At 40.0% G+C, this 15,018-nt stretch carries 14 protein-coding genes; 9 read left to right on the top strand and 5 right to left on the bottom strand.

Translation table 11 applies throughout. The features are described from left to right. The first annotated feature begins 105 nt into the window (after positions 1 to 105). The 5 genes from G529_RS0101990 to G529_RS0102010 all read left to right on the top strand — a co-directional run bounded on the left by G529_RS0101990 (position 106) and on the right by G529_RS0102010 (position 6,434). The gene (locus tag G529_RS0101990; protein ID WP_026913935.1) at positions 106 to 921 is read left to right on the top strand and encodes a glycogen/starch synthase; all 816 of its coding nucleotides are present in this window, start codon (positions 106 to 108) and stop codon (positions 919 to 921) included. Positions 922 to 969: 48 nt separating this feature from the next. Further along, entirely contained in the window at positions 970 to 2,505 is a 1,536-nt protein-coding gene (locus G529_RS0101995) for a BamH family beta-barrel-assembly machinery protein (protein WP_051201315.1), read from the top strand. 5 nt (positions 2,506 to 2,510) lie between these two features. Next, entirely contained in the window at positions 2,511 to 4,358 is a 1,848-nt protein-coding gene (gene glmS, locus G529_RS0102000; RefSeq protein WP_026913937.1) for a glutamine--fructose-6-phosphate transaminase (isomerizing), read from the top strand. Between the two features lie 257 nt (positions 4,359 to 4,615). Beyond that, a complete protein-coding gene (atpD, locus tag G529_RS0102005) occupies positions 4,616 to 6,127 on the top strand; it encodes a F0F1 ATP synthase subunit beta (RefSeq protein WP_026913938.1) in 1,512 nt (503 codons plus the stop codon). A gap of 10 nt (positions 6,128 to 6,137) precedes the next feature. Beyond that, positions 6,138 to 6,434: a F0F1 ATP synthase subunit delta/epsilon gene (locus G529_RS0102010; protein ID WP_026913939.1), complete on the top strand. Its 297-nt coding sequence runs from the start codon at positions 6,138 to 6,140 to the stop codon at positions 6,432 to 6,434. 75 nt (positions 6,435 to 6,509) lie between these two features. Here G529_RS0102010 and G529_RS0102015 read toward each other — a convergent pair whose 3' ends face one another. Genes G529_RS0102015 through G529_RS0102035 form a run of 5 tightly spaced genes read right to left on the bottom strand, consistent with a single transcriptional unit; the run spans position 6,510 to position 10,072 of the window. Next, positions 6,510 to 8,285, bottom strand: coding sequence for a M61 family metallopeptidase (locus G529_RS0102015; protein WP_026913940.1), 1,776 nt, complete (start codon positions 8,283 to 8,285; stop codon positions 6,510 to 6,512). Between the two features lie 49 nt (positions 8,286 to 8,334). Beyond that, on the bottom strand, positions 8,335 to 8,541 hold the full coding sequence (locus tag G529_RS0102020) for a helix-turn-helix domain-containing protein (protein WP_026913941.1): 207 nt from the start codon (positions 8,539 to 8,541) through the stop codon (positions 8,335 to 8,337). Between the two features lie 2 nt (positions 8,542 to 8,543). Beyond that, complete coding sequence (locus G529_RS0102025; protein WP_026913942.1) at positions 8,544 to 9,107, bottom strand: DUF2975 domain-containing protein; 564 nt, start codon at positions 9,105 to 9,107, stop codon at positions 8,544 to 8,546. Between the two features lie 14 nt (positions 9,108 to 9,121). Continuing rightward, the gene (locus tag G529_RS0102030; protein WP_026913943.1) at positions 9,122 to 9,646 is read right to left on the bottom strand and encodes a DUF2975 domain-containing protein; all 525 of its coding nucleotides are present in this window, start codon (positions 9,644 to 9,646) and stop codon (positions 9,122 to 9,124) included. Positions 9,647 to 9,655: 9 nt separating this feature from the next. After that, positions 9,656 to 10,072, bottom strand: a complete 417-nt coding sequence (locus tag G529_RS0102035) for a DUF2975 domain-containing protein (protein ID WP_026913944.1) — start codon at positions 10,070 to 10,072, stop codon at positions 9,656 to 9,658. A gap of 313 nt (positions 10,073 to 10,385) precedes the next feature. Between G529_RS0102035 and G529_RS0102040 the strand changes: the two genes are divergently transcribed. The 4 genes from G529_RS0102040 to G529_RS0102055 are packed head-to-tail and all read left to right on the top strand — an operon-like array spanning position 10,386 to position 15,018. Then, entirely contained in the window at positions 10,386 to 12,734 is a 2,349-nt protein-coding gene (locus G529_RS0102040) for a putative monovalent cation/H+ antiporter subunit A (protein WP_026913945.1), read from the top strand. A 1-nt stretch (position 12,735) separates the two neighbouring features. After that, entirely contained in the window at positions 12,736 to 13,152 is a 417-nt protein-coding gene (locus G529_RS0102045) for a Na+/H+ antiporter subunit B (RefSeq protein WP_026913946.1), read from the top strand. 1 nt (position 13,153) lies between these two features. Then, on the top strand, positions 13,154 to 13,507 hold the full coding sequence (locus G529_RS0102050) for a Na+/H+ antiporter subunit C (protein WP_026913947.1): 354 nt from the start codon (positions 13,154 to 13,156) through the stop codon (positions 13,505 to 13,507). After that, positions 13,504 to 15,018, top strand: a complete 1,515-nt coding sequence (locus tag G529_RS0102055) for a proton-conducting transporter transmembrane domain-containing protein (RefSeq protein WP_026913948.1) — start codon at positions 13,504 to 13,506, stop codon at positions 15,016 to 15,018. The genes G529_RS0102050 and G529_RS0102055 overlap by 4 nt, the downstream gene beginning before the upstream one ends.

A 15,018-nucleotide genomic window follows, 5' to 3' on the forward strand; every position in this document is an offset into this window, starting at 1 on the left:
TTTAAAATTAACAGCGTGCAAACTTAATATATCTGTGGCAATCTGCATAAAATTTTGTAATTTTGCGTGTTTTTTATTCGGAAACGTAACTAAAGCAAAGAATATATGAAAGATAAGAGAGTGTTATACGTCTCGTCTGAAGTTATACCGTACCTACCTGAAACCGATATCTCATCTACTTCCTTTGAAGCCGCAAAAATGGTTAATAACCTTGGCGGACAGATAAGGATCTTTATGCCAAGATTCGGAAATATTAATGAAAGAAGGCACCAGTTACATGAAGTGATACGATTATCTGGGATGAACCTGGTGATCAATGATCTTGATATGCCCTTAATTATTAAAGTTGCCTCCATTCCGAAGGAAAGAATGCAGGTTTACTTTATAGATAATGAAGACTATTTCAAAAGGAAGGCGACTTTAACAGATGAAGATGGCAATCTCTTTCCAGACAACGATGAAAGAGCTATTTTCTTTGCAAAAGGTGTCATTGAAACGGTTAAGAAATTGAACTGGTCTCCAGATATTATTCATGTACATGGATGGCTGTCATCTCTTCTCCCTCTTTATCTAAGAAACTACTATGGAAATGAGCCATTGTTTCGTGATGCAAAAATTGTGACCTCTGTCTACAATCAAAGTTTCGATGGAACGTTAGATGAAGAACTACGTGAGAAAATTTTGTTCGATGGTTTCGAAAATGCGAATGTAAAGCATTTAAAAACCCCGAACTTCGTAAATATTTTGAAGACGGCGGTAGATAACTCAGATGCTGTAGTAATGGGTGGTGACAATGTGCCTGAAGAATTGCAGGATTATGTCAAGAAGATCAACAAACCAGTTCTTCCATTCACCGAAAAAGAAAATTTCTCTCACGCGTATCAGGAATTTTATGACACTAAAGTATTGTCAGAATCGTAAGAAAAATTTTAAATGAGATTAAATAAATTATTGAGAATAACAGTCTTTATGGCTGTTATTTCCGCTTTTGTAGGTTGTGATGAGGATTTTTCAGAAATAGGAGGAGAGATCATTAATAACCCTTCCAATGTCGAAGTTCTGGAGTTCAATGTGAATGCCTACACCAAAAAGCTTAATTCAGTTCAAACCAATAACTCATCCAATTTCTTTCTTGGAGTTACTAAAAACGAATTATACGGTACATCTGTTGCCAGTATTGTAAGTGAACTGAGACTTTCTGCATTGGATCCAGATTTTGGAGATAATGTAGAGCTGGATAGCGTTGTGCTTAAAATTCCTTATTATTCTTCTGAAGCGTCTACTTCAGGTGATGAAGAAATCACTTATGATCTTGATTCCATTTATGGAAATGGATCTTTCAAATTATCTGTTTTTGAAACTAACTTTTTGCTGAATGACCTCGATCCGGATGCTGGATTTGAGTCCGCTCAAAGATATTATTCAGATCAGAAACAACTATTTGAACAGAACATAGTAGGACCTGTGATTTATACAGAAGAGAATTTCACACCTTCGGCATTGGCTTTTGATTCCTATGAAGTTGGAGAAGATGGAACAGATACCATCGCAAATGCACCGTCTTTCAGGTTAAAATTGCCGGTAGATTACTTTGAAACCAAAATAATCAATAAAGAAGGTTCCTCGGAATTATCTTCAAATACAGATTTCAGAAATTACTTCAGAAACCTGTATTTTAAAGCAGAGGAGAATGGAACTGAAGGTTCACAGATTTTCTTTAATTTGAATACTCAGGATGCCAAAATCACTTTGTATTACCGCAGCGACCGTGAGATCGATGATGAACTCCAGGAAGATGTGCGAGGCAGTTATACTCTTAATTTTGCGTCTGGAAATCGAGTGAATCTTCTGGAAGGAGCGTATCCGGCTGAGGTTTTACAGGAAATCCAGGCACAATCTTCAGAAACCGGCTCTGAAAATCTATATATTAAGGGTCAACAGGGAAGTATGGCAGTGATTGAGCTTTTTCCAGACACTTTGGATCTTCAGGATCTAAGATCTCAGGATCTTTTGATCAATGAAGCGACATTAGAGTTCTTTGTGAACAGAGATATTTACCAAGGCGAAAATCCAGATCGTTTATATTTGTATGATTTTACGAATAACATTTTTATTCGGGATTATGCGCTGGATCTGTCTGTGAATGCGGCTGATCCCTCTACAAGTTTGTCGACTTTTTCAAGTCCGTTACAGGTAGAAGAAGGTGAAGATGGTTATTATTACACGTTAAGAATAACGAATCATTTATCCAATATCTTAAATGATGATGGTGATAATGTGAAGTTAGGCCTGGTGGCAGTACCAAATATCAATACTGTGGTTTCAAGATCAAGTCAGGGAGCGATCGCTGGATCCTTGAACTCTGTAGTAAGAAATTCTGAAGAACTTACCAGGATACCTACAGGTTCTGTTCTAACTCCGAACGGTACCGTACTACACGGAAGCAATTCCGCAGATGAAGATAAGAGATTGAAATTGAGAATATATTATACCAACTATAATTAAGAAATATGTGTGGAATTGTTGGATATATAGGGCATAGAGAAGCTTACCCTATTGTTTTAAAAGGATTACAAAGACTGGAATATCGTGGTTACGATAGCGCCGGTATCGCTCTATATGATGGTGAAGAGCTTAAAATGTGCAAAACAAAAGGGAAGGTAGCAGATCTTAAACATAAATTTGAGGAAGAAGTTTCTACTACCGGAACTGTAGGAATAGGTCATACCAGATGGGCTACTCACGGGGAGCCAAATGATGTGAACTCTCACCCTCATTACTCGAATTCTGGTGATATCGTGATTATACACAATGGAATCATTGAGAATTATGACTCACTGAAAAAGGAGTTGAAAAAACGTGGTTATACCTTCAAAAGTGATACGGATACTGAGGTTCTGGTGAATCTTATTGAAGATGTGATTAAAAATGAAAAAGTAAAGCTTGGTAAAGCGGTTCAGATCGCTCTTAACCAAACCATCGGCGCTTACGCAATCGCTGTTTTTAACAAGACAAAACCAGACGAAATCGTCGTGGCGAGGTTAGGAAGCCCATTGGCCATTGGAGTTGGAGAAGATGAATTCTTTGTAGCTTCAGATGCTTCACCATTTATTGAATTCACGAATAATGCAATCTATCTTGAAGACGGAGAAATGGCGGTTATTCGTAGAGATAAGGGTGTGAAAGTTAGAAAAATACATGATGATTCTTTAGTAGATCCTTATGTACAGGAATTGCAAATGAATCTGGAGCAGATCGAAAAAGGTGGTTATGATCACTTTATGCTGAAGGAAATTCACGAACAGCCAAATGCTATTAGTGATACCTATAGAGGTAGAATGCTAGTTGACAAAGGCATTATAAGAATGGCCGGAGTTGATGATAACATGGAGCGTATTGCCAACGCAAAGCGTATCATCATTGTAGCCTGTGGTACATCATGGCATGCAGGTCTGGTAGCAGAGTATATTTTCGAAGACATTGCCAGAATTCCTGTTGAAGTAGAATACGCTTCAGAATTCAGATATAGAAATCCGGTGATTTCAGAAAATGATGTGGTAATCTCTATCTCACAAAGTGGAGAAACTGCAGATACCATGGCGGCTATTAAGCTTGCTAAGGAAAAAGGAGCATTTACTTTTGGTGTTTGTAATGTGGTGGGATCTTCCATCTCAAGAGAAACTCACGCAGGAGCATATACGCATGCCGGCCCGGAAATTGGTGTAGCTTCTACAAAAGCATTTACTACCCAGATCACGGTTCTTACTTTGATGGCGCTTAAGCTAGGTAAGTTCAAAGGAACTATCTCTAATAGTGATTTCCAGTTCCATTTACAGGAATTAGAGCGTATTCCAGAGAAAGTTAAAGAGGCGCTGAAGTCTGATGAGCTTATCCAGGAAATTGCAGCGAAATATAAGGACGCTCCAAACTGTCTTTATTTAGGTAGAGGGTATAATTTCCCAGTAGCCCTTGAGGGTGCTTTGAAATTAAAAGAGATTTCATATATCCATGCAGAAGGTTATCCTGCGGCAGAGATGAAACATGGACCAATTGCTTTGATCGATGAGCAAATGCCGGTCGTGGTGATCGCTACTAAGAAAGGACATTATGAAAAAGTAGTGAGTAATATTCAGGAGATCAAATCCAGAAAGGGTAAGATCATTGGAATTGTTACCAAAGGGGACGAGGAAGTTAGGGATCTGGCAGATTATGTGATCGAAGTGCCTGAAACGATGGAATCATTAACTCCATTGCTAACAACGATACCATTACAGTTATTGTCTTATCATATAGCAGTATTGCTAGGTAAAAATGTGGATCAGCCACGTAACCTTGCGAAATCTGTAACCGTGGAATAATATCTTCGGAACAATTTTCTTTAAAAGCCTCTTCTGTAGAAGGGGCTTTTTTATTTTAAACGTGATTTTTAGGAGGCTTCAGTGTGGAAAAATCAGGCAATTTTAAAACATTAAAAACTTCTCTTTAATTCAATCTGTTTTTTCAGAGAAAAATTTATCTTTGCACCCTGAAAATGACCTATTTCTGATTTATCATTTTTGAAATCAAGCCGATAGGTATTTGAATTTTACGTAATAAAATTAAAAGAATTAGATAAATGTCTAAAGTCACAGGTAAAGTTGCCCAGATTATTGGTCCTGTAGTTGACGTTGTGTTCGACTCAGAAAACGCTGAACTGCCAAAGATCTATGATTCTTTGGAAATCGCCAGAAAAGACGGTTCTACTTTAGTTCTCGAAGTACAATCACATATTGGAGAAGATACTGTAAGAACGATCTCTATGGACTCTACTGACGGTCTTAGCCGTGGTGTTGAGGTTCTTAATACCGGAAATCCTATTCAAATGCCAGTTGGTAAAGATGTTTACGGGCGTCTTTTCAATGTTATTGGGGACGCGATTGACGGTCTTGGAAATCTGCCAAAAGCAGGTGAGGATGGACTGCCAATTCACCGCCAGGCACCAAAATTTGAAGATTTATCTGTGTCTACTGAAGTTCTGTTTACCGGAATTAAAGTAATTGACCTTATCGAGCCTTATTCTAAAGGTGGTAAGATTGGACTTTTTGGAGGTGCGGGAGTTGGAAAAACAGTACTTATTCAGGAATTGATTAATAATATCGCTAAAGGTCACGGTGGACTTTCTGTATTTGCAGGAGTTGGTGAGCGTACTCGTGAAGGGAATGACCTTCTAAGAGAGATGTTGGAATCTGGAATTATCAAGTACGGTGACGATTTCATGCATTCTATGGAAGAAGGCGGATGGGATCTTCAGAAAGTAGATAAAGAAATCATGAAGGAGTCTAAGGCTACCTTCGTATTTGGACAAATGAACGAACCACCTGGAGCACGCGCACGTGTTGCCCTTTCTGGTCTTACGATCGCGGAATATTTCCGTGATGGAGCTGGAGAAGGTCAGGGGAAAGACGTTCTTTTCTTCGTAGATAACATTTTCCGTTTTACACAGGCTGGTTCAGAGGTGTCTGCACTTCTTGGGCGTATGCCATCCGCGGTAGGATATCAGCCAACGCTAGCAACCGAGATGGGTGCGATGCAGGAGCGAATTACTTCTACTAAAAACGGATCCATTACATCTGTACAGGCGGTTTACGTACCTGCAGATGACCTTACCGATCCAGCACCGGCAACAACTTTTGCCCACCTGGATGCTACAACCGTACTTTCTCGTAAGATTGCCGAGCTAGGTATTTATCCTGCGGTAGATCCTTTGGATTCTACTTCAAGAATTCTTACTCCAGAAATCTTAGGAAATGAGCACTACGACTGTGCGCAAAGAGTAAAAGAGCTTTTACAGAGATATAAAGAGCTTCAGGATATTATCGCTATTCTTGGTATGGAAGAACTTTCCGAAGAAGATAAACTGGCAGTATCCAGAGCAAGACGTGTACAACGTTTCCTTTCTCAGCCATTCCACGTAGCAGAACAGTTTACTGGTCTTAAAGGAGTTCTTGTAGATATTAAAGATACCATTAAAGGTTTCAACATGATCATGGATGGAGAGCTGGATAAGTATCCGGAAGCTGCCTTTAACCTTAAAGGAACCATCGAGGAAGCGATCGAAGCTGGTGAGAAAATGCTTGCTGAAAACTAAAATTAGTTAAATGTATTTAGAGATAGTTACTCCAGAGGCAGTAGTATTCAGAGCTAAAGTAGATGCTGTGAAAGTTCCAGGTCATGATGGTGAATTCCAGATGTTGAACAATCACGCGCCTATCGTATCTGTTCTTACTGAAGGTGATGTAAAGATCGATCTTGCAGCCGGAAGCACGAACGAGATCAAAGCTAAGGATCAGTCGGCTTTTAGAACGGAAGGAAATAATACTGAAGTTTTGTTCTACACCATCAAAGGTGGAGTTCTTGAGATGAAGGATAATAAAGCGATCATTTTGGCCGACTAATATTCTCATTCTTATATAAATTAAAAGCCTTTCATTTCTGAAAGGCTTTTTTTATGAGTATTCCTGAGCTTGTGATTATTTGGATTCCAGCCAGTTCTTTCGGTTCTTTAATTGTTCTTTCGAAGCATTTTCAGATAACCTGATCTTGTATGCAGGATCTGCGGAAAGTTCTACGGAAGTAGTTCCGGTTTCACCAAAGCGCTTGTACTCGAGACTGATTTTTTCTCCTTCAGCAGTAGTTGCAATCACTTCCTCCATTTCTTCTGAAGTAGTTATCGGAGCTCCATTCGCTGAAATGATGACATCGCCTTCGTCCAGTCCCGCTTCGTAGGCAGGACTGCCAATCACTGTATTCCGACGAATTTCAAGTCCGTTTTCTGTCTCCCGGAAACTGGCGCCAAAATGGTTCTTTTTGGTGTTTTGTGTGATGCTAACCCCAACCTGCTCAAATAACTTTTTATACTCTGGTCTTTCAGCGGAACGTATATGTTTTGCGAAAAAGTTTTGTGAGAATTCTTCGCCAGCGTATGCTGAAAGCGTAATTTCAATATCCTCTACATCGTAAGCAACCTCATTCTTTCCATATTTCTGCCACATTAGCTTCATGAAATCGTCAAGATTCAGATCTTTTTCTCTTAAAGAAAGATCCAAAGCAAGACCAAGAATGCTTCCGTAGGAATAATAAGAGATAAAGGTATTTTCACGATTTACGGGATCTACAGAAGTGGCGGCATCAACAAATGGTGCCTGCATGCTCATTTCCATAGGATTAAAATATCGGGTTGCAGGTGAATTCCAGACATAATTGAAAGTTCCTGAAAGTCCTTCTATGTATTCTTTTTCTGAAGTGATACCGGCACGATGCAGGATCAACCCGGTATAGTAACTGGTGAAACCTTCAGCAAACCATAGATTGCGACTCATGTTAACTTCAGAAAAACTGAAAGGTTCCAGATCTTCAGGACGAATTCTTTCCACATTCCAGCCATGAAAAAATTCATGAGCCACGGTGCCAATATTACCCTTCATGCCGCCATTTGCCAGAGCATCTGTTTTTGTAAGAATCGTACTGTTACGATGCTCCATCCCGTCGCCACTAGCGTTGGGCATATAGCAGGCCAAGAAGGTATATCTGCCAAAATCATAATCTGGTAACTCGCCAAAAACAGCGGCTTCCTGTTCTACGACCCGCTTTACCTGCTCGAAATACTGATCAAATTCAGCTTCAGATCCCTGGTGATGTAGAACAAATTCGATCTTCTGGCCATCATGCTCGAAACTTCTAATTTGATGATCGCTGATTTCTATCGGGCTGTCCATAAAATAGTAAAGATCTGGAGCTTTAAAGGTATGCTCGTTGATCTTCTCAAGCTGTGTAGCGATCTTCCAGTCTGGCTTGTCCTGCAAATCGACCTGTAGTTCGATTGCACGATCTTTTAACGCTTCAGCATACATGAATGTGGCGGGAATATTCAAATGCGCATGGCTGGCATCAACCTGCGAATAGGTGCCGTCCCCGCGGTTTGCGTACAGTATGTATTGTACGGTAATTGTACCATCGGTATTTTTGACGGTCCAGGAGTAAGGATCATTCCGTTCTATCTCTAATTCATCTCCCTGGCTATTGAAAGCTTTAAAGCCATAGACGTTTTTAGCAAATTCATGCAACGCATATCTTCCGGGAGAAGTTCTGCTCATTTGAACGCTTAACTTCTGTGATTTAATCTTCGGAAATGTCACTTCGATCTTTGCTTCATGATGCACGGCATTGCTGAAGGAAACTTTATAAGTATTGACCTGCGAAGTTGCAGCGATTGAAGTAAGTAATAGTAGCCATATTAATGATCTCATACATTGAAAATTTTAGTAGCTAAATTTAAGAGAATAAGTCGGAAATCCTTTAATCTAAAACATATTCCAGGATGTCTCCGGGTTGGCAGTCCAGAGCCTGGCAAATAGCTTCAAGCGTGGAAAACCTTATAGCGCGGGCCTTTCCCGTCTTGAGAATGGAAAGATTGGCTGTAGTGATTCCTACGATTTCGGCCAGTTCGTTGCTTTTCATGCCTCTTTCTTCCAGCATCCGATCCAGATTTATGATAATAGGCATACTTAAACAGTTAATTTGTTCTCTTCCATCAATTGATTTCCTTCTTTAAAAATTTCAGCAAAGATAAAAGCCAGTAAAGCAATGATCAGATAAGTAAAATCCAGATGAACACTACTTACGTGATGATTACCGAAATCCCAATCACTAACACCCGAAAGAAAAGACAGGACTATACTATAGATACCTATTCTTCTAAATGAGACCACATTTTGTCTTCCGAAGGTTTTGCGTACTCTTACAGAGTGTATGACTTTAAGAAATTCTGAAACGGCGAAAAATGTGATGCCTATCACGCCCATAAATTTGAAGTAGGTAAAATACAGGGAAGCTTTGTTCCAGTTCTTCACATATAATTTGGCGGGATCATCTTCAACTTCTCCATACGCCTTTTTTAATGTTATCGTTTCATTTGCAACTGGTTTATTAATATACCAGTCGGCGTAAAATTCCCGGTCGATTTGTAAATGGATAAAAATTATGGTCAGGGCTACTGCCGCGAATAACAGCACAAAATTGCATATTTTGAATACTGCCGAGGCCACACGAAGGAGGTTGTTCTTTCTCATAGTCATGCTTATCTTTAAATAGTCATTTCATTTTCCTGTTTGATTACCTGCCCGTTTTTCAGAAAAAAATTGAATACCAGAAGTATCTTACCAAGAAGGTACAGACATAAGTAAACAGGAATAAATCCCAGGACATTGAAAGGAGCCATTAGAAAGAAGACACCGCAAAGCATGATCAAGATGAATTTCAATTTTGCAAATGCGATTACTGTAGCTGCAATTCTTTTAAGTTCATCTGCCTGTTCATTATGGAACATCCGTTCTTTAATGGCATCATTCAGAATCCCTATGGCGGCGATAAGCCTAAACCCAAACCAGCAATAAAGAAGTCCAGATCCTATCATGAAAATTTTAATTCCCGGTTCCGGGTATTCATAGCTACGTGATGGAAAAGAAGCGTTGAAAATAAGCGTTCTGCTGAGATTGGATATATCGATTTCCGGAAATAGCAGGCTTAGAAAACAGCATACTCCGGTCAGGATGGAGCCGACGATCAGGATGCAAACTATCCACTTAACTAGTTTAATATCAAATTTCATAAGCCTGTTTTATATAGTTAATTCGTTTTCGCTTTTCAATTGATAGGCTCTTTCGAAAATCTTACTCAGCACGATAAAAAAAGCACCGATTGCGATAAAAAGCCAGAATGTGGATATTTCCAACTTAAGTTCCAATTTGGACTTAAGCATGATTCTCATTAGAAAGGAACCGATACTGTCGAGAACGCTCAGCCAGATGATCAATTTTCCTAATAAGCTGAAGCCGGTGATCTGGTATTTTGTAAAGAGTTTGTTACTCTGAAAACTGTTTACAATTTTAAGCATTAACCATACGATAAGGCTTATGGCTGAATAGAGGAAAAAGCTGTAAATAAACTGAAGGACAGCGGCGGAACTGGAAGTAATTGGAAAAAGTAATTCTATATCTGAATGTAGATCGTACTCGTTAAAAAAAGAAAAGTTCATTGCAAATCCGGCTGAAATTACTGCTGTAAATAGCGACAAAAACAGACTGACCTAAAGTAAGCATTTAAGAGTTTTAATCGATGCGCTTTTCATAATTATTGTTTTTCGATAACAAACATATGTCAAATTATCGAATATCAATAATTTTATTCGTAAATGATTAAAAGACTTCTGGTTAATGATAGAACATTGAGAGTGAATTACGTAAAGCTCAATTAATGTAGAAATCACGTTTATCTTCAGGATTATTAATTGTGCTAAAACTATTCTTCAATAATAACTATTATATTTGCGACAAACAGATTTACTAAGTATGCTTACCGCAATTCTTACAGGATTTATATTTTCTATTCTCTTGGTTTTTGTAGGGAGGTTTTTTAAAGGTAAGCTCTCGATCCTGGCTTCCATCGTGCCTTTAGGGCTGTTTTTATATTTTTTCCAATTCATCACTCCAATTGCAAATGACGAGATCATTACTAGGTCCTTTGAATGGATTCCTTCCTTTGGAGTAGATCTTGGTTTTAAGCTGGATGGCCTGTCACTACTATTTTCACTGATGATCACAGGGATTGGATTCCTTGTTTTCGCATATACTTCTTCATACCTGAAAGGACATGAATACCTGGATAGATTCTATGGTTATCTGTCTGCTTTCATGGGAGCAATGCTGGGATTGGTGCTTTCAGACAACATGATCACTTTGTTCGTGTTCTGGGAACTCACCAGTATCAGTTCCTTCTTTCTTATCGGTTTTAATAATACCAATCCTGCTTCCCGAAAGTCGGCAATGACTGCTTTGGGTATCACCGGGATAGGAGGGTTGTTGTTACTAGCTTCAGCTCTACTTCTTAATAATATCACAGGAACCTACAGCATTTCAGAAATGCTGAGCATGAGTGAGGCTATTCGTGGAAACGAATTCTATGCAGTAGCCGTGTTCTTATTATTTGGAGCAGCTTTCACAAAATCGGCGCAATTTCCATTTCATTTCTGGCTACCGGGAGCAATGAAAGCCCCAACACCCGTTTCTACTTATCTGCACTCTGCTACGATGGTAAAAGCAGGTATCTATTTATTAATGCGCTTTACTCCTGTACTTGGAGGCGAAAATATCTGGAATTACACGCTGATCATCGTGGGAGGAATTACCATGCTATATTCAGCCATCCATACCCTGTTTAGGACCGACCTTAAAGGGATTCTTGCTTATTCAACAATTTCGGCGCTAGGTATCCTGGTGTTTTTAATTGGGCTGGGAACTGAAGAGGCATTCCTGGCTGCAGCAGTATTCATAATCGTACACGCATTATACAAAGCGACTTTGTTCCTGGTCACGGGAATCATAGACCACCAAACACATACCCGCGATATTACCAGGCTTGCAGGACTGAATAAAATTATGCTCCCGGTGGGGATCGCTGGGATCCTGGCGGCAATTTCGAGCGCAGGAATACCACCAACTATAGGATTTATTGGAAAAGAACTTACTTACGAAGCTACTTATCATTCAGATACAATCATCATCATTTCGATGATAGCGATAGTCCTGACCAAAATTCTCTTGCTATATGCAGGATTTGTGGCGGGGATAAAACCTTTTACCGGGAAATTACCCGATGAACATCAGGAGGTGAAAGCACCCGATCCAATCATGTGGATTCCTCCGGTGCTGCTGGCAACCTTAGGTCTGGTCTTTGGGATAGCACCATTTTTAGTCGAAGGTGCCCTGATCAAACCTGTGGTGACCGCTCTGGGTGGTAATGCTTCAGAGATTCACCTGGCTCTATGGCATGGGTTCAATACGATATTTATTCTTAGCTTGATCACCATTGGTGTTGGAACAGCCCTGTATTTTCTCCTCAAACCTTCAGAAAAACTGGTGGCAGCTGCAGCCAGATACAATGCAATTTCTCCTGAAAATATTCTGAATCTTATAAACAAAGGTTTTGTGCAATTCTCCAGTTTCTGGACGAATTTCTTTCAGAATGGATACTTAAGAAACTATATATCCATCATAATACTTTTTCTTGTCGTTATCGTAGGATATATCATGATCGGGAATACCCGTTTTGTGATCGATTACAATTCATTGTCAAAGATTACTGTTTATGAGATCACCACTACTTTAATTTTGATTGCGGGAATTTTCTATACAGTTTTTACTGAATCGCGTCTTGCGGCGGTGGCCGCTATGGGTGTGGTAGGGCTTTCCATTTGTTTGATCTTTGTATTTTACTCGGCACCCGATCTGGCCATGACTCAGTTCTCTATAGATACGCTTACCGTGATTCTATTCGTGCTGGTATTATATAAATTACCAAAATATCTGAAGCTATCAGACTATAAAACACGAGTGAGGGATGGCGTGCTGTCCAGCATTTTTGGTTTGATCATTACAGTTCTTGCGCTGGAGGTACTTTCTGAGCCTGTAAGTAAGCAGGTTGGGGAATTTTACGCGGCCAACTCGTATGTGGAAGCCCATGGGAAGAATGTGGTCAATGTGATCCTGGTAGACTTCAGGGGAGCAGACACTCTAATTGAAATCTCTGTACTTTCCATAGCGGCGGTGGGTGTATTTGGTTTGATGAAATTAAGGCTTAAGATGAGAGACAGGAAACGTTATGCAGATGTGAGTCTGGATAAGGAAAATAAGGAACAATAATATGCGAACAACCATCATATTAAAAACAGCTTCAAATTACCTTTTACCGGTATTGTTGGTGTTTTCAGTATTTATACTTCTCCGCGGGCATTACCTGCCAGGAGGAGGTTTTGTAGGCGGTTTGATCGCATCAATCGCATTCATCCTGCACTCTTTTGCCAACGGACTCGAAAAAACGAAGGAGCTTTTGATCGTGCATCCGGGCTTTTTGCTGCCGGTTGGACTTGCCATCTCTTTTATGGCCGGGCTTGCTCCAGTGATCTTTTTTGACATGCCTTTTATGACCGGACTCTGGTCTCACGACACTGTTGCCATTCTTGGTAGCGTGGGTTCTGCATTGTTTTTTGACATTGGCGTTTACCTGGTGGTGAATGGTGTAACTCTTACAATCATTTTTACAATTTCTGAATCAGCCTGATATGGAGATACTTTTAGCATTAATGGTAGGTATTCTGTATGGAACTGGTATTTATATGATGCTTCGCCGAAGTATGGTGAAATTGATCATTGGGATCATACTGTTAGGGAACGGTGCGAACCTGCTGATTTTCCTGTTGGGTAGAATTACCAAAGGGGCACCACCAATTATTCCCGGGGATTCCAAGGTTTTTCTGGAAGCCTTTGCCGATCCTGTGCCACAGGCATTGATCCTTACCGCCATCGTAATTAGTTTTGGACTGCAATCTTTTGCCATCGTTCTGGTTAAAAGAGCGCATACCGTAGTGAGAACTGATGACCTGGATGAAATGAACGCAACCGACGAAGATTCATGACACAGCATTTAATATTATACCCGCTTTTCCTTCAAATGGCCATCAGTATTATCCTGATGTTTGGCTGGTCAAGGATACGTTTTCAGAAGATTTTCAGCATCTTCGGGAGTACGCTAAGCGTCATTCTCGCGGTCGTGCTATTTAGCTATATATGGCAGAATGGAACGCAAACCATTCAGGCCGGTAACTGGGAAGCTCCTTTTGGGATCACCTTTGTTGCAGATTCGCTGGCAGCTACATTAGTATTATTAACGGCAATTTCAGGACTTGCTGTCTCCATATTTTCTGCAGGTTCAGTATTAAGAGACCGGCTTCGGTTCGGTTATTTTCCTATATTTCATTTCCTGCTACTGGGATTGAACGGGGCTTTTTTAACAGGTGATATTTTCAACCTCTACGTGTGGTTCGAGATCATCATTATCAGCTCATTCGTACTTATTACTATTGGTGGAGAGAAAGCCCAGCTGGAGGGCGCAGTGAAATATTTTACTCTGAATATTCTTGCTTCTATGATCTTCCTTACTGCGATTGCGGTACTTTATGGAATCACAGGAAGTTTGAATATGGCAGATCTTGCAGGACAGGTTGCTGCAGTGGAGAACCGCGGACTCGTGCAAATCACAGCCGTATTGTTCTTGATTGGTTTCGGGATCAAAGCTGGAGTGTTTCCATTATATTTCTGGCTACCGGCTTCGTATCACACACCTCCATTTGCCGTTTCAGCTATTTTTGGAGGATTATTGACCAAAGTAGGAGTCTACGCCTTGATCAGGGTTTTTACGCTTATTTTCGTTAATGACGCGTTCCTAAACAATATTATCATGGTCATTGCCATTCTAACCCTCGTAAGCGGTGGAATTGGAGCGTTGGTACAGAATAATATGAGAAAGGTGTTTTCATATCTTATCATCTGTCATATTGGTTATATGATCGCTGGGATAGGGATGTTTACAGAAATTGCTATTGCCGGAGCCATCTTTTATCTCATTCATGATATTATTGTAAAAACCAATCTTTTTATGGTGAGCGGTGTGGTATACAGGATCACTGGAACTAACAGTATGCGCGATCTTGGAGGCATCTACGCCAAATATCCTAAGATTAGTTTACTGCTCTTCATCCCATTATTCTCTTTAGTTGGTATCCCGCCCTTATCTGGTTTCTGGCCTAAGATCAATTTGATCAAAGCCGGATTCTTCGGAGAAAATTATATTACGGTAGCGGCAATCATTTTCGCAAGTTTTATCACCCTGGTGATCATCGCGAAAATGTGGGCTGAAGTATTCTGGAAAGACGGGAAGGTAATGCCTGAAAGAAAGTATTTTGGTTATTTTCATAAAATGACCAATCTTAAACGCTCGCAATTTATTGTGCCGGTAGCGATGCTTAGTATTGTATCTTTGTATATTGGTTTTGGAGCAGAGCATATTCAGGAACTATCGGCGAGAATTGCTGATGAACTGGTGAACAGTGAAGGATATATTGAAGCGGTTTTAAAGCAGAAGAATTAA

Source organism: Christiangramia portivictoriae DSM 23547, from assembly GCF_000423045.1.
In the GTDB taxonomy this organism is placed as follows: Bacteria; Bacteroidota; Bacteroidia; order Flavobacteriales; family Flavobacteriaceae; genus Christiangramia; species Christiangramia portivictoriae.